Below are 16,866 nucleotides of genomic sequence, written 5' to 3'. Positions count from 1 at the left end.
CTGTCGTTTCATACCTATAGAGGGAATGGTATGCGTCCGGCCCTTGCCGGCCCTCGCTGCATTCCGGGCCTTGGTGCCACGCCTTACGAGGATGAAACCATGAATATCGACAGGATCCTGCGGTCAGTTGTGGCCGTTCGCGCCACCATCCCCGAAGATGCCTTCACCGCCAATACGCTGGGCACCCGCCGGGAAGGAAGTGGCGTCGTCATCAGGGATAACGGGCTGGTGCTCACCATCGGCTACCTGATCACCGAAGCCGACGATATCTGGCTGACGCGCCAGGACGGCAAGGTCGTGCCCGGCCATGCGCTGGCCTACGATCAGGAAACCGGCTTCGGCCTCATTCAGGCGCTTGCGCCCCTCGACTTGCCGGCGGTCGAAATCGGCGACAAGGTCAAGACCAAGGTCGGCGACGCGGTGATCCTTGCCGATGGCCTGGGCGAATTCGTGCAGGCCCATATCGTCGCCAAGCAGGAATTTGCGGGCTACTGGGAATATCTGCTCGACGAGGCGATCTTCATCGCACCGGCCCACCCCTCCTGGGGCGGCGCGGCGCTCATCAGCGACGAGGGCAAGCTGCTCGGCATCGGTTCCCTGCGCCTGCAGATGATCCAGGACGAAGAGGTCGCAGACATCAACATGGTCGTGCCGATCAACCTTCTGCCGCCGATCCTCGACGACGTGCTGCACCGCGGCCATATTGACCGGCCGCCGCGCCCGTGGCTCGGCGCCTTTTCGGCCGAAAGCAATGGCGAAGTGGTGGTCATGAGCGTTGCCAAGGGCGGCCCTGCCGCTGAGGCCGGCCTGCAGCAGGGCGACGTCATCTCGGAAATCCGCGACGGCGAGGTGGACGGGCTTGCCGATTTCTACCGGAAGGTCTGGAAGAGCGGGCCTGCGGGGTCGGAAATCCCGATACGCGTGCTACGGAACGGTCGTGAAGCCTGGCTGCGCATCAAATCGGCTGACCGCAACAGCTTTCTCAAGAAGCCGCTGATGCAGTAAAGCCCAACGGCGATCAGAGAAAGAGCGGCGCCATCCGGCGGCGCTCTAGATATATAAAGGCGCCATCCGGCGCCAGGCACCCGCGCGGTGTGCCCTTCCATCCCAGAAATGCAGTTGATGGCCGACGCCCTTTTCGGCAAGCAGCCGGCTGAGATATCGGTTGTTGTCGAGGAAAGGATCCTCGTTGCCGATCGTCAGGACGATGTCGACCTGGCGCAGCTTTTCCAGCCGCCAGTCGGAGGTGAGACCCGGCAGGAAATGCGTCGGCATGTGGAAATAGACGGTCTCGTCGTAATAGCCGTCAAAGAGATCGCCAAAGGATTCAACCCTCATCGTCAGGTCGTAGCGGCCGGAAAAGGCCACCAGCTTGCGAAAGAGATGCGGGTGGCGAAAGACGAGACTGGCGGCCTGGAAGGCGCCGAGGCTGCAGCCGTGGGCGATGGTGCATTCGTGCCGGTTGCGGCTTTCCATCAGCGGCAGAACTTCGTTCAGCACATATTCTTCGAAAGCGATATGGCGACTGATACGCTCGGCCGGATGGCGGCCGAAATCGTAGAAGGTCTCGTTCGCCAGGCCTTCGATGCAGAAGAGCTGCAGGTGACCCGCCTCGAGTTTATCTCTGAGGCTGGCGACGATGCCGAGATGTTCGTACTCCCAAAAGCGCCCTTCCCGCGTTGGGAATATCAGTACTTTGGCGCCGGCATGGCCGAACACCAGAAGCTCCATGTCACGATGGAGCCGATCGCTGTACCAGCGCAGATATTCTCGGTTCATAGACCCCTGAAAAACCGCCCGACTCGCTCGCGCAGCGCAGTCTGCTGCACTGCACTATCAAGATAGTCGAAATGCCCGGCATCCAGGATGAAGATTTCGTTAAATTTTGATTGCGGCAGAGCGTTCGCCACCGTGAACTGACAGGGCGGTGCTACCGCCGGATCGAAGAGCGCGACAGCGGTCAGCATCGGCACCTTGATGCGGGTTGCGGCCGTTGCAGCATCGAAAAGGCGCAGCTTTTCAAAGACCTCGGGATGGGTCTTTGCGTATTCCTGCACCGAATGGGCGCTGCCGACAGTCGGCAATGTCAGCCACAGCTTGCGGTTCCCGAAGGTCGGCACGGTCAGATGGCCGCGCGCGATCCTGATATCGAAGGGGATGCCGAGCGCGCCGATGCCGCCGCCGAAGCTGATGCCGCTATAGCCGATGTGGCCATCAAGCGCGGGATAAAGCGACAGCAGCGCCGAGACGGCAACCCAGAGATCCTCGACGCAGCCGCCGATCACGTAATGATCGGGATCGTCGATATCGTACAACACATGCCAGGGGGCCTCCGGCGAGATCGGCGGATGGGCGCTGCGCGACATGCCGCGAAAGCAGGGAAAGAGGATCGCGGTCTCTTCGACCGGGATATCGAATTCCGGCTGGTCGCGGCCGCCATAACCGTGACCGACGACGAGGCCGCGCTTGATCTCGCCCTTGCGGGGCGTCAGCAGCCAGCCGCCGATGCTGACATTATCGGTGGACGTATAAACGATATCCTGCACATGCCAGTCTGGATGGGCGTCCTTGCTCTTGGTCAGCACCGGCTGCGGCTTCACCATCAGTGCCTTGGTATAGCGTTTCTGCCAGAAGGCATCGAAGCCTGGCGGTGCCTCGGGCGGACGGATCGCCTTCAGATCGGCAAGCGTCATGCCGTAGGTGGGGTCGAAGTCGAAGGGATATTCTGTCGGGATGCTCATGCAACGCTTGTTGCCGCGAAACCGGCCGCGGGGCAAGCCCGCAGGGGATGTCCCAATGCTGCCTTCGCCGTCCGGCCGAGACCGAACTGCATCGAAAGGAGTGCTGTCACCCCTGTCAATGGAGTGGTTTCCAACCCACAATCAAACAGGCCTTTCCGCCTGAAATTGCGTGACAGGCCTTCCCGGCTGGTCTTAACTAGAAACGTGCTGTCCACGCCGACTCGTGCGGCGGCGCGTTTTCTGTTGGCGTTCATTTCATCGGTCGGAGGGACCGCTTCAAATGAAAATCCTTGTTATCGGCGCGGCCGGGATGATCGGCCGCAAGCTCGTCCATGCATTGTGCGAACGCGGGACGCTGAACGGCCGATCCATCGGCACGCTGGTGCTGGCCGATGTCGTGGCGCCGGAAAAGCCTTCCTTTGGCGGCGCGGTGGAGGCCCTTGCAGCCGACCTTTCGCAGCCGGGAACGGCCGAGCAGCTGATCGCTCACCGGCCGGACCTGATCTTCCATCTGGCGGCGATCGTCTCCGGCGAGGCGGAAGCCGATTTCGAGAAGGGCTACCGGGTCAATCTCGACGGCACGCGCTTCCTGCTCGAGGCGATCCGGCTTGCCGAACAGCCCTATTGCCCGAAGCTCGTCTTCACCTCCTCCATCGCGGTCTTCGGCGAGCCGCTGCCTTCGGTTATCGGCGACACACATCATCTGACGCCGCTGACGAGCTACGGCACGCAGAAGGCGATTGATGAACTGCTGCTTGCCGATTATTCCAGGCGCGGATTCCTCGACGGCATCGGCATCCGCCTGCCGACCATCACCATCCGCCCCGGCAAGCCGAACCGGGCTGCCTCCGGCTTCTTCTCCAGCATTCTGCGCGAGCCGCTGATCGGCCAGGAGGCGGTGCTCCCGGTCGATGAGAGCGTGCGTCACTGGTTTGCAAGCCCGCGCGCAGCAATCGGATTCCTGCTCAAAGCTGCCGAACTCGATACGGCATCGCTCGGGCAGATCCGCACGCTGACCATGCCGGGGCTTGCCGCCACCGTCGGCGATGAGATCGAGGCGCTCAGGCGCGTTGCCGGGGAAAGTGCCGTGAGGCTGATCCGACGCGAACCGGATGCGACGGTTGCCAAGATCATTGCCGGCTGGCCGCAGAGCTTCGATGCCAGCCGCGCCCTTTCGCTCGGCTTCACAGCCGAGACATCCTTTGACGAGATCATCCGCGTCCATATCGAGGACGAATTGAACAACAGACTGCCGGAGCGCGCCTGACATGCTGCTTGGAGCCATTGCCGACGATTTCACCGGCGCCAGCGATCTTGCCAATACCCTTGCGCGTGGCGGCATGTCGACGATGCAATTCGTCGGCCCCGGACGCGGCAAGATGAATTGCGAAGCGGGCGTCGTGGCGCTGAAGACACGCTCGGCGCCGGTCGAGGATGCGGTGTTGCAGTCGATGGATGCGGCGCGCTGGCTGCTGGATCAGGGTTGCGAGCAGATCTTCTTCAAATATTGCTCGACCTTCGATTCCACGCCCGCGGGTAATATCGGCCCGGTGGCCGAAGCCCTGCAGCGGCTGGCGGGCGCCGATGTCACAGTCGTCTGCCCCGCCTTTCCGGCAACGGGGCGGCGGGTGTTCATGGGCCACCTCTTCGTCAAGGACAAGCTGCTCAGCGAATCCGGCATGGAGAACCATCCGCTGACGCCGATGACCGATCCGGATATCCGCCGCTGGCTGCGGCGGCAAACGCGCGGCGGCGTCGGCAGCATCACGCTCGATACGGTGCGAGAAGGTCCTGGCGCTATCCGCAGCCGGTTGCGCGACGAGCTGACCGAGGGCAACCGCCTTGTCGTCGTCGATGCGATCGAGGATGCCGATCTCCTGACGATCGGCGAGGCGGTAGTCGATCATGAGCTGGTGACCGGCGGGTCCGGACTGGCACAGGGGCTGGTGCGCAACTTCGCCAGGCGTGGCAAGCTTTCCGGCATCCCCGCCGAAGTACCTGCCGTCAGCGGGCCGGGCGTCATCCTCTGCGGCTCCTGCTCGCTTGCCTCGCAGAACCAGGTCGCCTGCCATCTGCAGAACCATCCCGGTCTTTCGATCGATCCGGCAGCCATCGTGCGCGGTACGATGTCGATAGAACATGCCGCCCGCTGGGTGGCCTCCAATGCGGCCGACAATCCGATCGTCTATTCCACCACCTCGCCCGATGTCGTGAGCTTCGTGCAGCAGCGCTTCGGGCGCGAGGAATCGGCAAAGATTCTCGAGGATTTCTTCGGCGGCCTTGCCAAGCGGCTTGCCGACACCGGAACGCACCAGATCGTCGTCGGCGGCGGGGAAACGTCAGGCGCCGTCGTCGAAGCGCTCGGCCTCAAGCAGATGATCATCGGGGCGGAGATCGATCCCGGCGTGCCGGTCCTCGTTTCCGAGCGCGGCCGGCCGATGCGGCCGATCGGCTTGGCGCTGAAGAGCGGCAATTTCGGCTCGCCCGACTTTTTCGCCAAGGCACTGGACAGGATTGCCGGCCATGAATGAGACGGCATTGCGGGAAAGCATCGTCCGCTGGGGAAAATCGCTTTTCGAGCGGGGGCTTACGGCCGGCTCTTCCGGCAATATCTCGGTGAAGACCGCCGACTTCTATCTCGTAACGCCGACCAATTCCTGCCTCGGCTTCCTCGATGCCAACAGGCTTTCGAAGCTCGACATCGACGGCAAGCACCTCTCGGGCGACGCGCCGACCAAGGAATTGCCGCTGCATTTCTCCTTCTATGAGAAGCGGCCGCAAACGGGTGCGGTCGTGCACCTGCATTCCACCTATGCGACGGCGCTTTCCTGCCTTGCCGATACCGATCCGAAGGATGCCATTCCACCGCTGACGCCCTATGTCGTCATGCGCGTCGGCAAGGTGCCCGTCGTGCCCTATACGCGGCCGGGCTCGGCGGATGTGAAGCCGCTGATTGCCGAAATCGCCGGCCAGCACAGCGCGGTGCTTCTCGAAAATCACGGGCCGATCGTATCGGCCGCCACACTTGAATCCGCCGTCTTTGCCATCGAGGAGCTGGAGGAAGCGGCCAAGCTCTCCATCATCACCCGCGGCATGAGGATCCGCCAGCTGAATGCCGAACAGATTGCCGACCTGGAGACGCATTTTAAGCTGCGCTAGGCAACTTCAAGTAAAAGCGCCCGATGATCCGAAACCTCGGGCTGTTCGACAATTTCGAAGCGCTCCACCACGACCTCCGGCGTCACCAGCATATAATCGGCAAAACGCCCCTCCTTCGGATAAAGCGAAGTGCGGGTATCGGTAAAGCCTCCGCCGGTGACGAGATCATTGAGGCCGAGGCGGCCAAGCTTCTCGAAGGTGACGCTGTCAGGCAGGACGTTGAAATCGCCGCAGACGACGAGGCGTTCGTTGCCGGGCCAGACGCGTTCGATCAGCTCGACCAGCGCATCGGCCTGGGCATGGCGGGCCGGAATGTCGCCCTTGCCGGCGGGATCGCGCAGGCCGTGAAGCTGGGCGATGGTGACGGAAAAGCCGCCGGCATAATCGAACAGGCGGATGCAATGGGCATTGCGGGATCGCGGATGCTCGCCCCAGCCATCGGCCGAAAAACGGCCATGGATGAAATCCGCGGCCTGACCGATGACAGGATAGGACTTGCGCACGAAGGTGGCGATGCCGAATTCGGTCGTAAAGACGGTCTCGCCGTGAAAGAGATCGCCCCGCGCGAAGGGGCAGAAGAAGCCGTCATGGTCAGGCAGAATGGCAGCGATTTCGTCGTAAAGATGGGCGCGCTGCGGCAGCACAGTGTTGCCGTCGCGATATTCCAGCCATTCCGGTGCATCGGCAGCCGATCGCACCACCTCCTGCAGGCAGAAGATATCGGCCTCCGTGCACGCAAGATAATCGATCAGCGGTGCGTGAATGCTGCCACCCCAGACATTCAGTGAAATGATCTGCAAAGCCATGCGAGCTCCCTTTTCTGCGAAACTAGCAGATTCGCACAGGGAACAATGCCGGTCCTGCCCTGTTGTTCTCTCCGACAGTAAAGGAGAAATGTCATGGCACTGAACAGTCCCAAGGATGGTGCGCCCGGCACCACGGATCAGTCGCCGCGCTGGGAAGGGCCGCAGGCCACGAAGCCAGCAGGCTATCTGCGTGCGAAGGACGATCCGGAAAAGGCCCGCGACGCCCACGGCGAAAACCTCAACCACCCCAAGGTGAAGAAGGTTTCCGACGCCATGAAGACCAAGGAAGATGATTAGGAAGACCCATGGGCAATCGGCAACGTTTCATAAAACCAGAAGCAGGCTCGCCCGCCGACACCGGCAACCAAGATTCGCACGGGAAAGAGCCCGGCAAACCGCCGATCCTCAATCCGGAAGCAGGCAGCGGCGGCAAACAGCCTATTCCGCTCATCAACCCCTCGGGCGGTGGCGCGGTGACGCGCTAGATCCTGTCAGCGATAACCGGTGTCATCAGCCGGTTTGCCGGGCTCCTGCACCTCGGCAAGGTAACGCCAGCAATCCGGCCGCGTGCCGTCGAGATCGGTGAAGCCGTAAGTCTCGGCCAGTTGGAAGCTCGATAGCGACTGGCCGTTCCATCTGCTGCGGTCGGGGTCGGCCGCCAATGCGGCCACCGCGCGGCCGGTGAAACGCGGCGTTTCCGAGATGACGAAATGCGGCTGGACTTTTGTTCCATCGCGCCAATTTTCTTCCTTAACCCCATAAATTTCCAGCATCATTTCCGAGCGCATCCAGCCGGGCGAAAGCGAAACTGCGGTCGCGTCGTGCGGCGCGAGGTCCCTGGCATGCGCCCAGGCCATACGGTTCGTGCCCGTCTTGACGAGATCGTAGTAGGGGCAGAGCCGGTAATGGGTGGCGTTGTAATCCGCCGTGCCGTCGGTCATTTCCACCAGCAGGCCGCCGGGCCGCTCGATCATCAGCGCCAGAGCGTAATGGGCGGTGATGAAATGAGTGTCGATCGCAAGCCGCAGCATGCGAAGACCCTTGTCGAGGGAGTGCTCCCAGACCGGTTTGTCCCACTCCGTCAGATGCTCGCCGCCCCAGATATCGTTGACGAGGATATCCAGCCCGCCCTGCTCCGCACGAATGCGGGCAACCAGAGCTTCGACCTCATCCGGGACCAGATGATCCACCTGCATGGCGATGCCGTGCCCGCCCGCCGCACTCACCAGTTCGGCTGTTTCCTCGATGGTTTCCGGCCGGCCATATTCGGATTGCTGCGCGCGGGTCGTGCGGCCGGTTACATAGACAGTCGCGCCCGCAGCGCCCAATTCCACCGCGATGCCGCGTCCGGCGCCGCGCGTTCCGCCGGCGACAAGTGCGACCTTTCCCTTCAAGTCCGCTGTCACTTCGCTGTCCTCCCCGCTAGAAATAATCGGCCGGATGAATCGGCCACTTGTATATAAACGAATGTTCGTTCATAAATATAGCAAACTCAAGAGGAAATTTCATGCCGCGTCCACGCACGCTTTCCGATGAACAGCTGCTTTCGAAGGTTCTCAATGTGATCCAGTCGGAGGGGCCGGACGCAGTGACCTTTGCAGCAGTCTCGAAGACGAGCGGCCTCTCGGGCTCGACGCTGGTGCAGCGTTTTGCCACCAAGGCCGGTATGCTGCGCGCCGCCCTGCTCCATGCCTGGGACAGGCTGGATGCGGAAACGGCGCGGCTCGCCGAAGCCATGCCGAAGACGGCAGACGGGGCGATCGCGTTGCTGACCGGCCTTTCCCGAGACTATGGCGACAATCCGGCCTCCTACGCGGAAGGCCTGCTCCTGCTGCGCGAGGATTTCCGCGATCCGGTGTTGCGCGCCCGGGGCGCTGCCTGGGGCGCGGCGCTGACGGCAGCGCTTGCCGAGCGTTTCGAGAGACAGAGACAGGCGCAGACCATTGCCCGGTTGATGCTGTCGCAATGGCAGGGATCGCTTCTCTGGTGGGGCTTTTCCTCCGAGGGCGCAGTCGCCGACTACGTGGAGCGGGAACTGCGGCTCTTTCTTGCCGCCCTTGAGCCCAAATTAATCTAGGGTCTCCTGCGAGTTCTTATCGTTTGTGGAGGGGCAAAGAGGCGGGCTATCGACCATGCACCGGCCATGTCGCCGGGCGCACATGAAGGAAACGCTCGTGAATATGAGACACTGCCTTATCGCCCTCGCCCTATCGGCGAGCCCGCTTCATGCAGCCGACATGACGGACAAGACGTTCCAGGAGATCGCAGACCGCATTTTTCAGCCTGTCATCAAGGCCTACGATATTCCGGGGCTCGCCGTCGGCGTTTCGATCAACGGCTCCGAATTCTACTACGCTCACGGCGAAGCCTCGCGCGAGACGAAGGCACCCGTCACCAGCGACACGATCTTCGAGCTTGGTTCCGTCAGCAAAATTTTTAATGTCACGCTCGCAGCGCTTGGCGAACAGCGCGGCCTGCTGTCGATGGAACAACCAGTCTCGATCTATCTGCCGGAGCTCAAGGGAAGCGCCTTCGACCGGATCACGCTCGTCAACCTCGCTACCCATACTTCGGGCGGCCTGCCGCTGCAGGTGCCGAACAGCGTGACTGATGATGCCGGGTTGATGACCTATCTGAAGACCTGGACGCCGGCCTACGAGGCGGGCACCATGCGCTCCTATTCCAATGTCAGCATCGGCCTTCTCGGGCGCATCGCCGGCGAGCGTTTCGGCGGGAGCTACAGGCAAGCGGCCGAAGGCCTGCTGTTCCCCGCCCTCGGCCTCAAGAGCACCTTCATCTCGGTTCCGCCTGAAGCCATGGACCGTTACGCCTTCGGTTATGCCAAGGACAATCGTCCGGTCCGCGTTGGCCCCGGCGTCCTCGACGACGAGGCTTATGGCATCAAATCCTCGGCTCGCGACATGGTCCATCTGCTGGCGCTCAATTTGAAGCCGGATGCTCTGGCGCCCGAGTTCAAGGCGGCGATCGAGAAGACACATACGGGCTATTTCGATACGGCCTATTACACGCAGGACATGGTCTGGGAGCAATATGCCTGGCCGGTCGCACTCAGGCGGCTTCTCGACGGCAACTCCGCCAAGATGAGCCTGGAAAGCCAGCCGGTCAAAAAGCGGACAAAGCCGCTTGCGCCGCAGACATCAGTGCTGATGAACAAGACCGGATCGACGAACGGCTTCGGCGCTTATGTCGTGCTGGTGCCGAAGGCGCATATCGGGCTGACGATGCTGGCGAACCGGAACTATCCGAATGCCGCACGCGCCGAAGCAGGGCTGAAGCTCATCCAGGCACTCGAGGCCTACGCCGCGAAATAGCCGCCACGTCGGCCGGTCGCAGCAGCGGTTGCGGCCGGCCGACGTCACCGGTGGCGATACCCTATCCATTCGTGTCAGAGGACAGGACTTCTTCATCCGTGATATAGGGTCGAACGCCCCAACCAGGATGCAATGCATGTCATGGACGATGCTGGAAGATCCGCTGTATCAGTTTATCGTTCTCGTTCTGCTCAGCGCCGCGGCACGGTTCATCTTCGGACGAAACCCGACCTTCCGGCTGATCGCCAATTTCGTCTTCTTTGCGCTGCTGACGCTGCTGCTCGTCAAGCACGAGATTGCGCCCTATACATCAGACATGGGCAAAGCGACGGATCTTTTCCGGCGCATTTTCGTCGGGGTCGCCAAGGCGGTCTGGTGGATCGGCGGGGCGATGGTGCTGACAAGCTCGGTGCGGCTCTTCCTGATCTTCGAGCGCAAGCCGCGCGAGGCGCGTCTGCTGCAGGACCTCATTGTCGCCATCATCTATGTCGGCGCAGCACTTTCAGTCGTAACCTATGTCTTCGGCGCCCAGATCGGCCCTCTGATTGCTACATCGGGCGTCTTCGCCATCGTGCTCGGCCTGGCGCTACAGAGCACCCTGAACGACGTCTTCTCGGGCATCGCGCTCAATCTCGGCCGACATTACAGCGTCGGCGACTGGATCGTCCTCGACGACGGCGTGCAGGGCCGCGTGGTGGAGACGAACTGGCGTTCCACCCACCTTTTGAACGGCACGAACGACCTCGTCATCGTGCCCAACAGCGCGCTTGCCAAGGCGCGGCTGACGAATCTGACGAGTCCTGAAGAAGCCCATGGCGTCTCGCTGAAGATCCGGGTCGTGCCCTCAAGCCCGCCGGCGACCATCGAAGAGACGATGCGCACGGTGCTGCTCAGCAGCAACGCCATCCTGAAATCTCCAGCCCCCATCGTCAGCATCACGGGACTGGACGGCAATGCCATCGAATTCGAACTCTCCTTCCGCGTCTCCGGACTGGGCGAAGCGACCGCCGCCCGGAACGAAGTCTACGATCTCGTCTATCGCCATACCAAGGCGGCAGGCCTGCAGCTTGCCGCACCTGCGGGTTCGCCGGCAATTCCCATTGCCGATCCGCAGGAAGAAGCCGGAAAACATCCGAACTCTGCCTGGCGCCTGCTCAATGCCATCCCGCTTTTCTCGACGCTGACCGAAGACGAGAAGGAGTCGCTCGCCGCTGATATGAAGCGGCTGAACTTCCGCAAGGACGCCCTGATTGCGACGCAGGATACGTCGCTGACTTCCCTGATGATCGTGCGGCGCGGCGTTGCCATCGTCGAGCGGCACGAGGGCAGCGAGATCATCGAGCTCGCCAGAATTGCGCCGGGCGACCTGTTCGGGGAACGCGGTGTGCTGATGGGCGCGCTGGAGCCGGCCAATATCCGTGCGCTTACCTCTGTCATCGTCTATGAAATCGCCAAGGACCACCTCGCCGCGATCATGCAGGAGCGGCCGGCACTTGCCGAAGAGCTTGGTCTGCTGCTGTCTCGCCGGATCGAATCCGAGAAGCATCATTTCAGCGCAGGCGTGTCGGCCGAAGCCAGCCATCCAACCACACTGACGACACGCATCCGGCATCTCTTCCAGATCCCTCACAACACCTGGCAGTGACGATCAGCTAGCCTTTTCCTCGGCTTTTTCGGCGTCGTCACCGACCGTCAGCGGCCAGTCGACGACATAATCCTCGAAATCGTCGATATCGACATCGTTCTCACTGATGGTGCGGCCGCGGGCGGAAATGCCGGCAGCATGGACGGTCTCGGGATCGCCTGAGACGAGCGGGTGCCACCAGTAGAGATCGCGGCCCTCGTTGACGAGGCGATAGCCGCAGGTGGGCGGCAGCCATTCGATCTCGGAAACGTTCTCCTTGGTGAGCTGAATGCAATCGGGCACGAAATCCCAGCGGTTCGGATAGCTGGAGCAGCGACAGCTCTCGCTGTCGAGCAGCTTGCAGCGGATCGAGGTGAAATAGACGTCGCCGCTATCCCATTCCTCGATCTTGTTGAGGCAACAGAGGCCGCAGCCGTCGCAGAGACTTTCCCACTCCTCGGCATTCATTTCGGCAAGCGTCTTGCGCTTCCAGAAGGGCAGATCGTTCATCGTTCGTTTCTTGCAACAGCCGCCCGCAAATTCGCGTGACGACCGTTCAACTCTCTTGTTCTTGTGCGCAAAATCAACCAATTATTCAACATGCTCCGGCTATCCGGAGAGTTGCGGCCCCTTTCAGGCCCCGCTCCAGCGTCCGGTTCTACCGCCGCCGAGCGCGATCAGGCGGGAATATAGGACGTGCAGGATCCGGACAACCCACATAATGGGCCAAATAATGCGCCAGATGAGCCCGAAAGCGGGAAAGGCAGGAAGCAGCCGTCGAAAAACCGGCACCTGCTGCTGCGCATCGATTCATGGATCGACTCGACCATCTGGAACGCCGGCTTCCGCGCCGCCGAAATCTGGGAAGATACCACCATCTTCTTCCGCCGCTTCCGCGTTCGCGGGTGGAAGCGCATGGTTTTCGAACTCGCCGGCGAAGGACTGACACTCGGCGCCGTCGGCATGGTGCTGATGCTGGCACTCGCCCAGCCGGCCTTCGAAGCCACCAAGGAAGACTGGCGCAACCGCGGCGATTTCGCCGTTACCTTCCTCGACCGCTATGGCAACGTCATCGGCCATCGCGGCGTCATTCATCAGAATTCCGTGCCGATCGACGAATTGCCGGATTCGCTGATCAAATCCGTCCTCGCGACCGAGGACCGGCGCTTCTTCGACCATTTCGGCATCGACGTCGTCGGCCTCTTCCGCGCTATGGTCACCAATGCGCAGGCCGGCGAAGTCGTCCAGGGCGGCTCGACACTGACGCAGCAGCTCGCCAAGAACCTGTTCCTGTCCAACGAGCGCTCGATCGACCGCAAGATCACCGAAGCCTTCCTTGCCTTCTGGCTGGAAGCGAACCTTTCCAAGAAAGAGATCCTCGCCACCTATCTGGACCGCGCCTATATGGGCGGCGGCACGTTTGGTGCGGCGGCTGCGGCGCAATTCTATTTCGGCAAGAACATCACCGACGTGAACCTCGCCGAATCCGCCATGCTCGCCGGCCTCTTCAAGGCGCCGGCCAAATATGCCCCGCACGTGAACCTGCCGGCGGCGCGCGGCCGCGCCAACGAGGTGCTGACCAACCTCGTCCAGAGCGGGCTGATGACCGAGGGACAGGTGATCGCGGCGCGGCGCAATCCCGCCACCATCGTCGACCGTAACGAGGTGAAATCGCCCGACTTCTTTCTCGACTGGGCCTTCGACGAGGTGCAGCGCCTGTCGCCCCGCTTCCACCAGCGCTCGCTGATCGTGCGCACCACGATCGACATGGGCATCCAGCAGGCGGCAGACGATTCCATCGAGACGTCGCTGCGCGAATATGGCGAGGCCTATCACGCCAAGCAGGGCGCGATGGTGATGATCGAGAATGGCGGTGCCGTGCGCGCCATGGTCGGCGGGCGCGACTATGGCGAGAGCCAGTTCAATCGCGCCACTAGGGCGCTGCGCCAGCCGGGCTCATCCTTCAAGGTCTATACCTATTCAGTGGCCATGGAGAGCGGGATGACGCCGAAGACGACGATCATCGACGCGCCGATCTCCTGGGGCAACTGGAGCCCTCACAATTACGCAAACCGTTATGCCGGCCGCATCACGCTGGAAACCGCCGTTGCTCAATCGATCAACACCATTCCGGTGCGCCTTGCCAAGGAAAAGCTCGGCATTCAGCCGATCCGTGCCATGGCCAAGGCCATGGGCGTGGAAACGCCGATCCGCGACGACGTGACGATCCCGATCGGCACTTCGGAAGTGACCGTGCTGGACCAGGCGACGGCCTATGCGGTGTTCCCGGCCGGTGGCTACCAGTCGCGCCGCCATGGCATCACGCAGATCCTCGATTACGATGGCGACATTCTCTATGACTTCGACCGTGACGAACCGCCCGCCAAGCGCGTGCTTTCCGAACAGGCCGACAGCTACATGAACCAGATGCTGTCGCGGGTGCCTTATGTGGGTACGGCGCGCAAGGCAGCCCTCGACAACGGCGTCGTTACCGCCGGCAAAACGGGCACGACGCAGGCCTATCGCGATGCCTGGTTCGTGGGCTTCACCGGCAACTACACCTGCGCCGTCTGGTTCGGCAACGACGACTATACGTCGACCAACAACATGACCGGCGGCTCGCTGCCCGCCATGACCTTCAAACGGGCGATGGACTATGCCCATCAGGGTGTGACGCTGCGCCCCATTCCCGGCATCGAAAACCCGCTGCCATCCGAAAAGGACATCGCCAAGGCGCAGGCCGACAAGCCGAAGGACGGCACGCCGACCCTCGTGCGCCCGCGCATGCTCTCGGTGCAATCGACCAACATTCTCAAGGGCATCGGCGAAAAGCTGAAGGACGCCGCACCACTCGAGGCGCAGAAGGTCGCGAGCGCGCAGTGATGCTTTCTTATTTTGGCGAAACCGGCGCAGCTGGTTTGCCAAGACATGGGGGACACATCGCCCCATGGCATTCCACCCTGCCAGAATCAGTGGTAACCCTTTCAACTGATTTGATCTTCAAGGGCGCAAGGTGTTTCGGTTCCCCCTTTTCATCCTGATCACGCTGATCGTCGCCTTCGGCGGCGGCATCATGATTTCGCTTTACGCGCTGGATGCAACGCAGGGGTTCGGAGCGATCAAGCTCGGCGCCTGGGAGGCTTTTCCGGAGTTGCAGACTGTCGATGCGGACCCCTATGCGAAGTCGCATCGGGCGCGTGCCGGCAAGCTGCTCTACGGCAGTGCCGAAGGCCTGACCTTTACTGCTGCTGTGGATGACGACGGGGCGCGGCTCAATGCCGCCTGCCATTATCGCATCATCGGCCAGACGCCGCCGGCGCGGCTTTGGACGCTGTTTACTGCCGACAATGCCGGCAATCCGGCCTCGTTGCAGCCAAGCCTGCCGGCCGCGCTGAATTCATGGACCGTGCTGCGCCGGCCGGACAGCAGCTTCACCATCGACATTGCGACCCGCGCTGTGCCCGGCAACTGGCTGGCACTGCCACAGGCCGGCACGTTCCGGCTGGTGCTGACCCTGTTCGACACGCCGACAGCAGGCAGTTCCGGCGTGATCGACCTTTCGATGCCGAAGCTCACCAAGATCGGGTGCGGCAATGTTTAGGGTGTTCTTCGCCGTCATAACCGGGCTTTTCGGCGCAGCACTTCTGCATCTCGTCATCATTCTCGCGCTTCCGCACTTTACCGGCCGCGATGCGGCGACGCGCGTGGAGGCGGAGGGCGATCCGAACAATTTCTACCTGTTGACCAACCGCTATGACGAGGCAGGGCTCGCCAACGGCGATCCCTTCGTGCGCACCGCCGTCTGTTCTTTCGATGTGAGCGAGGCGCCGGTGCGTTTCACCGCTAAGGGCAATGTGCCCTTCTGGTCGATCGCGATCTATGACAGCGCCTCCAACGAGGTCTTCAGCATGAATGACCGCACCTCCGTCGGCGGCGCGCTCGACGTTATCACAGCCAGCCCGATCCAACTGACCGATCTGCGCAAGAACCTGCCACAGGAATTGCAGCAGACGATCCTAGTGGAGATGGCGCATTCCGAGGGCTACGCGGTGCTGCGCACGCTGGCGCCGCAGGCAAGCTTCGATGAAGCTGCGCGAACCTTCCTGACGGAAGCGGGCTGCGACGAACTCGATGCCCGCTAGAGTTGCTTCCATGATCTACCTGTTCTTGACGCGCGGCGCAGAATGCGCCGGTTTCTTGTCAGGGGTTTCGGCGATCCGCTCGTAACGGACGCCGGTGAACCAGAGGATTTTTGCTTCACGGGGCTCTTTGCCCGTGCGGCGCGGCGTCTGCGGCAGCCGATCCGCCAATGCGACTACAATTGCCATTCTCGTCTCCATGCACTGCCCGAGACGGATGAACTTGCGATGGATTTCACCCTGCCCGCCATGCTGCGGGCCAGCGCGTCCTCAAGCGCCGGATGAACCGGACCGAGGGCATTCGCGCCTTTCTCACGGCTCCTGACCGAAATACCGTGATGCTGCGGAGCTTCCACGATCCATATTCCCAAATCGCGTCGTTCCTGTCCGAATTGAGACACACGACCGTTAACAGATTACTAATATTCAGCCACTGCTTTAGGCAGTCTGATTGGCAGTGAGATAACGCGCAGAATGGTTGTTTGGTTTCAGTCGAGGAAAAGAAAAGACAGGCTAAAAACCGATGGATAAAATTAGAAGTAATTTATATAGTTAACGGCTCTTCTCCGCTGAAGCGGCAACCGCGCCGGAGGTGTTGCAAATATGCGTCACGAAAATATTAATTGCGGTGGGGGTCGGCGGGTGTATTCTGCCCTCGTCGGCCAAAAGTTTTAAGGCGATGGCTGATTGGGAGATTATACGTGCTCTTGCTGTCATACGGAGAGCAACCCATGCCCTTTCTGTATAGCTCCGTATTCACTTCAGAAGATTTGGACGTGCTGCGCGGTGCGCTGGACGCGTGGTGCACGGAAAAGCATATCGACATCGGAAGCGTCGAAGCACAGTTCGCTGTCTCGACCGCGCTCGACCTTTACCAGTCTGGCCATGACGATCGCGACAAACTGTTGTCGGCACTCCGAAGGCGTAAGAGCCTCTAGATTATTTGCCGGCTATTTATCACACGTTTAAAAATTGGAGATCGCCCCGCTTCCGGGGCGATTGATTTTATTTTGCCGGCTCATCAAGTCGCAACACGCGAAACGTGTATATTTCTGTTGCATTTTA

19 protein-coding genes are annotated in these 16,866 nt (G+C 61.5%); 13 read left to right on the top strand and 6 right to left on the bottom strand.

Annotated features, from left to right (window positions below):
• Window positions 1–99: 99 nt before the first annotated feature.
• Window positions 100–1,005: a S1C family serine protease gene (locus ACK9YZ_RS04055; protein WP_216757442.1), complete on the top strand. Its 906-nt coding sequence runs from the start codon at window positions 100–102 to the stop codon at window positions 1,003–1,005.
• 45 nt (window positions 1,006–1,050) lie between these two features.
• Here the strand turns inward: ACK9YZ_RS04055 and ACK9YZ_RS04050 are convergent, their stop codons facing one another.
• Window positions 1,051–1,779, bottom strand: a complete 729-nt coding sequence (locus ACK9YZ_RS04050) for an esterase family protein (protein WP_416065759.1) — start codon at window positions 1,777–1,779, stop codon at window positions 1,051–1,053.
• Entirely contained in the window at window positions 1,776–2,741 is a 966-nt protein-coding gene (locus tag ACK9YZ_RS04045; RefSeq protein ID WP_416065758.1) for an acetylxylan esterase, read from the bottom strand. The genes ACK9YZ_RS04050 and ACK9YZ_RS04045 overlap by 4 nt, the downstream gene beginning before the upstream one ends.
• Window positions 2,742–3,021: 280 nt before the next feature.
• Here ACK9YZ_RS04045 and denD point away from each other — a divergent pair, with 280 nt between their 5' ends.
• From denD to ACK9YZ_RS04030, 3 genes are read left to right on the top strand one after another with little or no spacing between them, the layout of a single operon-like run.
• A complete protein-coding gene (gene denD / locus ACK9YZ_RS04040; RefSeq protein WP_216757439.1) occupies window positions 3,022–4,008 on the top strand; it encodes a D-erythronate dehydrogenase in 987 nt (328 codons plus the stop codon).
• A 1-nt stretch (window position 4,009) separates the two neighbouring features.
• On the top strand, window positions 4,010–5,272 hold the full coding sequence (gene otnK, locus ACK9YZ_RS04035; RefSeq protein WP_416065757.1) for a 3-oxo-tetronate kinase: 1,263 nt from the start codon (window positions 4,010–4,012) through the stop codon (window positions 5,270–5,272).
• A complete protein-coding gene (locus ACK9YZ_RS04030) occupies window positions 5,265–5,900 on the top strand; it encodes an aldolase (protein ID WP_416065756.1) in 636 nt (211 codons plus the stop codon). Before otnK ends, ACK9YZ_RS04030 begins: the two co-directional genes overlap by 8 nt.
• On the opposite strand, the gene ACK9YZ_RS04025 is transcribed toward ACK9YZ_RS04030, so the two are convergent.
• Entirely contained in the window at window positions 5,897–6,706 is an 810-nt protein-coding gene (locus ACK9YZ_RS04025) for an endonuclease/exonuclease/phosphatase family protein (protein ID WP_216757436.1), read from the bottom strand. The two genes, ACK9YZ_RS04030 and ACK9YZ_RS04025, sit on opposite strands and share 4 nt — an antisense overlap.
• A gap of 93 nt (window positions 6,707–6,799) precedes the next feature.
• On the opposite strand from ACK9YZ_RS04025, the gene ACK9YZ_RS04020 reads away from it, so the two are divergent.
• On the top strand, window positions 6,800–7,003 hold the full coding sequence (locus ACK9YZ_RS04020) for a hypothetical protein (RefSeq protein ID WP_216757435.1): 204 nt from the start codon (window positions 6,800–6,802) through the stop codon (window positions 7,001–7,003).
• A gap of 8 nt (window positions 7,004–7,011) precedes the next feature.
• A complete protein-coding gene (locus tag ACK9YZ_RS04015; protein ID WP_216757434.1) occupies window positions 7,012–7,191 on the top strand; it encodes a hypothetical protein in 180 nt (59 codons plus the stop codon).
• Window positions 7,192–7,197: 6 nt separating this feature from the next.
• Here the strand turns inward: ACK9YZ_RS04015 and ACK9YZ_RS04010 are convergent, their stop codons facing one another.
• Window positions 7,198–8,112 carry an SDR family oxidoreductase gene (locus tag ACK9YZ_RS04010; RefSeq protein ID WP_416065755.1) on the bottom strand — a complete coding sequence of 305 codons (915 nt, stop codon included), beginning with the start codon at window positions 8,110–8,112 and terminating at the stop codon, window positions 7,198–7,200.
• 101 nt (window positions 8,113–8,213) lie between these two features.
• Between ACK9YZ_RS04010 and ACK9YZ_RS04005 the strand changes: the two genes are divergently transcribed.
• From ACK9YZ_RS04005 to ACK9YZ_RS03995, 3 genes are all read left to right on the top strand, one after another.
• Entirely contained in the window at window positions 8,214–8,783 is a 570-nt protein-coding gene (locus tag ACK9YZ_RS04005; RefSeq protein ID WP_416065754.1) for a TetR family transcriptional regulator, read from the top strand.
• Between the two features lie 103 nt (window positions 8,784–8,886).
• A complete protein-coding gene (gene ampC, locus ACK9YZ_RS04000; protein ID WP_416066811.1) occupies window positions 8,887–10,038 on the top strand; it encodes a class C beta-lactamase in 1,152 nt (383 codons plus the stop codon).
• Window positions 10,039–10,174: 136 nt separating this feature from the next.
• Window positions 10,175–11,683, top strand: coding sequence for a mechanosensitive ion channel family protein (locus tag ACK9YZ_RS03995; RefSeq protein WP_216757430.1), 1,509 nt, complete (start codon window positions 10,175–10,177; stop codon window positions 11,681–11,683).
• A gap of 3 nt (window positions 11,684–11,686) precedes the next feature.
• On the opposite strand, the gene ACK9YZ_RS03990 is transcribed toward ACK9YZ_RS03995, so the two are convergent.
• Complete coding sequence (locus ACK9YZ_RS03990; protein ID WP_416065753.1) at window positions 11,687–12,172, bottom strand: YcgN family cysteine cluster protein; 486 nt, start codon at window positions 12,170–12,172, stop codon at window positions 11,687–11,689.
• A 186-nt stretch (window positions 12,173–12,358) separates the two neighbouring features.
• Here ACK9YZ_RS03990 and ACK9YZ_RS03985 point away from each other — a divergent pair, with 186 nt between their 5' ends.
• The 3 genes from ACK9YZ_RS03985 to ACK9YZ_RS03975 all read left to right on the top strand — a co-directional run bounded on the left by ACK9YZ_RS03985 (window position 12,359) and on the right by ACK9YZ_RS03975 (window position 15,804).
• The gene (locus tag ACK9YZ_RS03985) at window positions 12,359–14,545 is read left to right on the top strand and encodes a transglycosylase domain-containing protein (RefSeq protein WP_416065752.1); all 2,187 of its coding nucleotides are present in this window, start codon (window positions 12,359–12,361) and stop codon (window positions 14,543–14,545) included.
• Window positions 14,546–14,675: 130 nt separating this feature from the next.
• Window positions 14,676–15,263: a DUF1214 domain-containing protein gene (locus tag ACK9YZ_RS03980; protein ID WP_216757427.1), complete on the top strand. Its 588-nt coding sequence runs from the start codon at window positions 14,676–14,678 to the stop codon at window positions 15,261–15,263.
• Entirely contained in the window at window positions 15,256–15,804 is a 549-nt protein-coding gene (locus ACK9YZ_RS03975; RefSeq protein WP_216757426.1) for a DUF1254 domain-containing protein, read from the top strand. Before ACK9YZ_RS03980 ends, ACK9YZ_RS03975 begins: the two co-directional genes overlap by 8 nt.
• 15 nt (window positions 15,805–15,819) lie before the next feature.
• On the opposite strand, the gene ACK9YZ_RS03970 is transcribed toward ACK9YZ_RS03975, so the two are convergent.
• Window positions 15,820–15,990, bottom strand: coding sequence for a hypothetical protein (locus ACK9YZ_RS03970; RefSeq protein WP_216757425.1), 171 nt, complete (start codon window positions 15,988–15,990; stop codon window positions 15,820–15,822).
• A gap of 542 nt (window positions 15,991–16,532) precedes the next feature.
• On the opposite strand from ACK9YZ_RS03970, the gene ACK9YZ_RS03965 reads away from it, so the two are divergent.
• Window positions 16,533–16,739: a hypothetical protein gene (locus ACK9YZ_RS03965; RefSeq protein ID WP_416065751.1), complete on the top strand. Its 207-nt coding sequence runs from the start codon at window positions 16,533–16,535 to the stop codon at window positions 16,737–16,739.
• Window positions 16,740–16,866 lie beyond the last annotated feature (127 nt).

This window comes from Rhizobium sp. ZK1 (genome assembly GCF_047782645.1).
In the GTDB taxonomy this organism is placed as follows: domain Bacteria; phylum Pseudomonadota; class Alphaproteobacteria; order Rhizobiales; family Rhizobiaceae; genus Rhizobium.
This window is presented reverse-complemented; position numbering and strand designations above follow the sequence as displayed.

Excerpts from the sequence above, each read along its gene's own strand:
- ACK9YZ_RS04055 (WP_216757442.1), top strand. The coding sequence starts at position 100 with ATGAATATCGACAGGATCCTGCGGTCAGTTGTGGCCGTTCGCGCCACC.
- ACK9YZ_RS04050 (WP_416065759.1), bottom strand. The coding sequence starts at position 1,779 with ATGAACCGAGAATATCTGCGCTGGTACAGCGATCGGCTCCATCGTGAC.
- ACK9YZ_RS04045 (WP_416065758.1), bottom strand. The coding sequence starts at position 2,741 with ATGAGCATCCCGACAGAATATCCCTTCGACTTCGACCCCACCTACGGC.
- denD (WP_216757439.1), top strand. The coding sequence starts at position 3,022 with ATGAAAATCCTTGTTATCGGCGCGGCCGGGATGATCGGCCGCAAGCTC.
- otnK (WP_416065757.1), top strand. The coding sequence starts at position 4,010 with ATGCTGCTTGGAGCCATTGCCGACGATTTCACCGGCGCCAGCGATCTT.
- ACK9YZ_RS04030 (WP_416065756.1), top strand. The coding sequence starts at position 5,265 with ATGAATGAGACGGCATTGCGGGAAAGCATCGTCCGCTGGGGAAAATCG.
- ACK9YZ_RS04025 (WP_216757436.1), bottom strand. The coding sequence starts at position 6,706 with ATGGCTTTGCAGATCATTTCACTGAATGTCTGGGGTGGCAGCATTCAC.
- ACK9YZ_RS04020 (WP_216757435.1), top strand. The coding sequence starts at position 6,800 with ATGGCACTGAACAGTCCCAAGGATGGTGCGCCCGGCACCACGGATCAG.
- ACK9YZ_RS04015 (WP_216757434.1), top strand. The coding sequence starts at position 7,012 with ATGGGCAATCGGCAACGTTTCATAAAACCAGAAGCAGGCTCGCCCGCC.
- ACK9YZ_RS04005 (WP_416065754.1), top strand. The coding sequence starts at position 8,214 with ATGCCGCGTCCACGCACGCTTTCCGATGAACAGCTGCTTTCGAAGGTT.
- ampC (WP_416066811.1), top strand. The coding sequence starts at position 8,887 with ATGAGACACTGCCTTATCGCCCTCGCCCTATCGGCGAGCCCGCTTCAT.
- ACK9YZ_RS03995 (WP_216757430.1), top strand. The coding sequence starts at position 10,175 with ATGTCATGGACGATGCTGGAAGATCCGCTGTATCAGTTTATCGTTCTC.
- ACK9YZ_RS03990 (WP_416065753.1), bottom strand. The coding sequence starts at position 12,172 with ATGAACGATCTGCCCTTCTGGAAGCGCAAGACGCTTGCCGAAATGAAT.
- ACK9YZ_RS03975 (WP_216757426.1), top strand. The coding sequence starts at position 15,256 with ATGTTTAGGGTGTTCTTCGCCGTCATAACCGGGCTTTTCGGCGCAGCA.
- ACK9YZ_RS03970 (WP_216757425.1), bottom strand. The coding sequence starts at position 15,990 with ATGGCAATTGTAGTCGCATTGGCGGATCGGCTGCCGCAGACGCCGCGC.
- ACK9YZ_RS03965 (WP_416065751.1), top strand. The coding sequence starts at position 16,533 with ATGCCCTTTCTGTATAGCTCCGTATTCACTTCAGAAGATTTGGACGTG.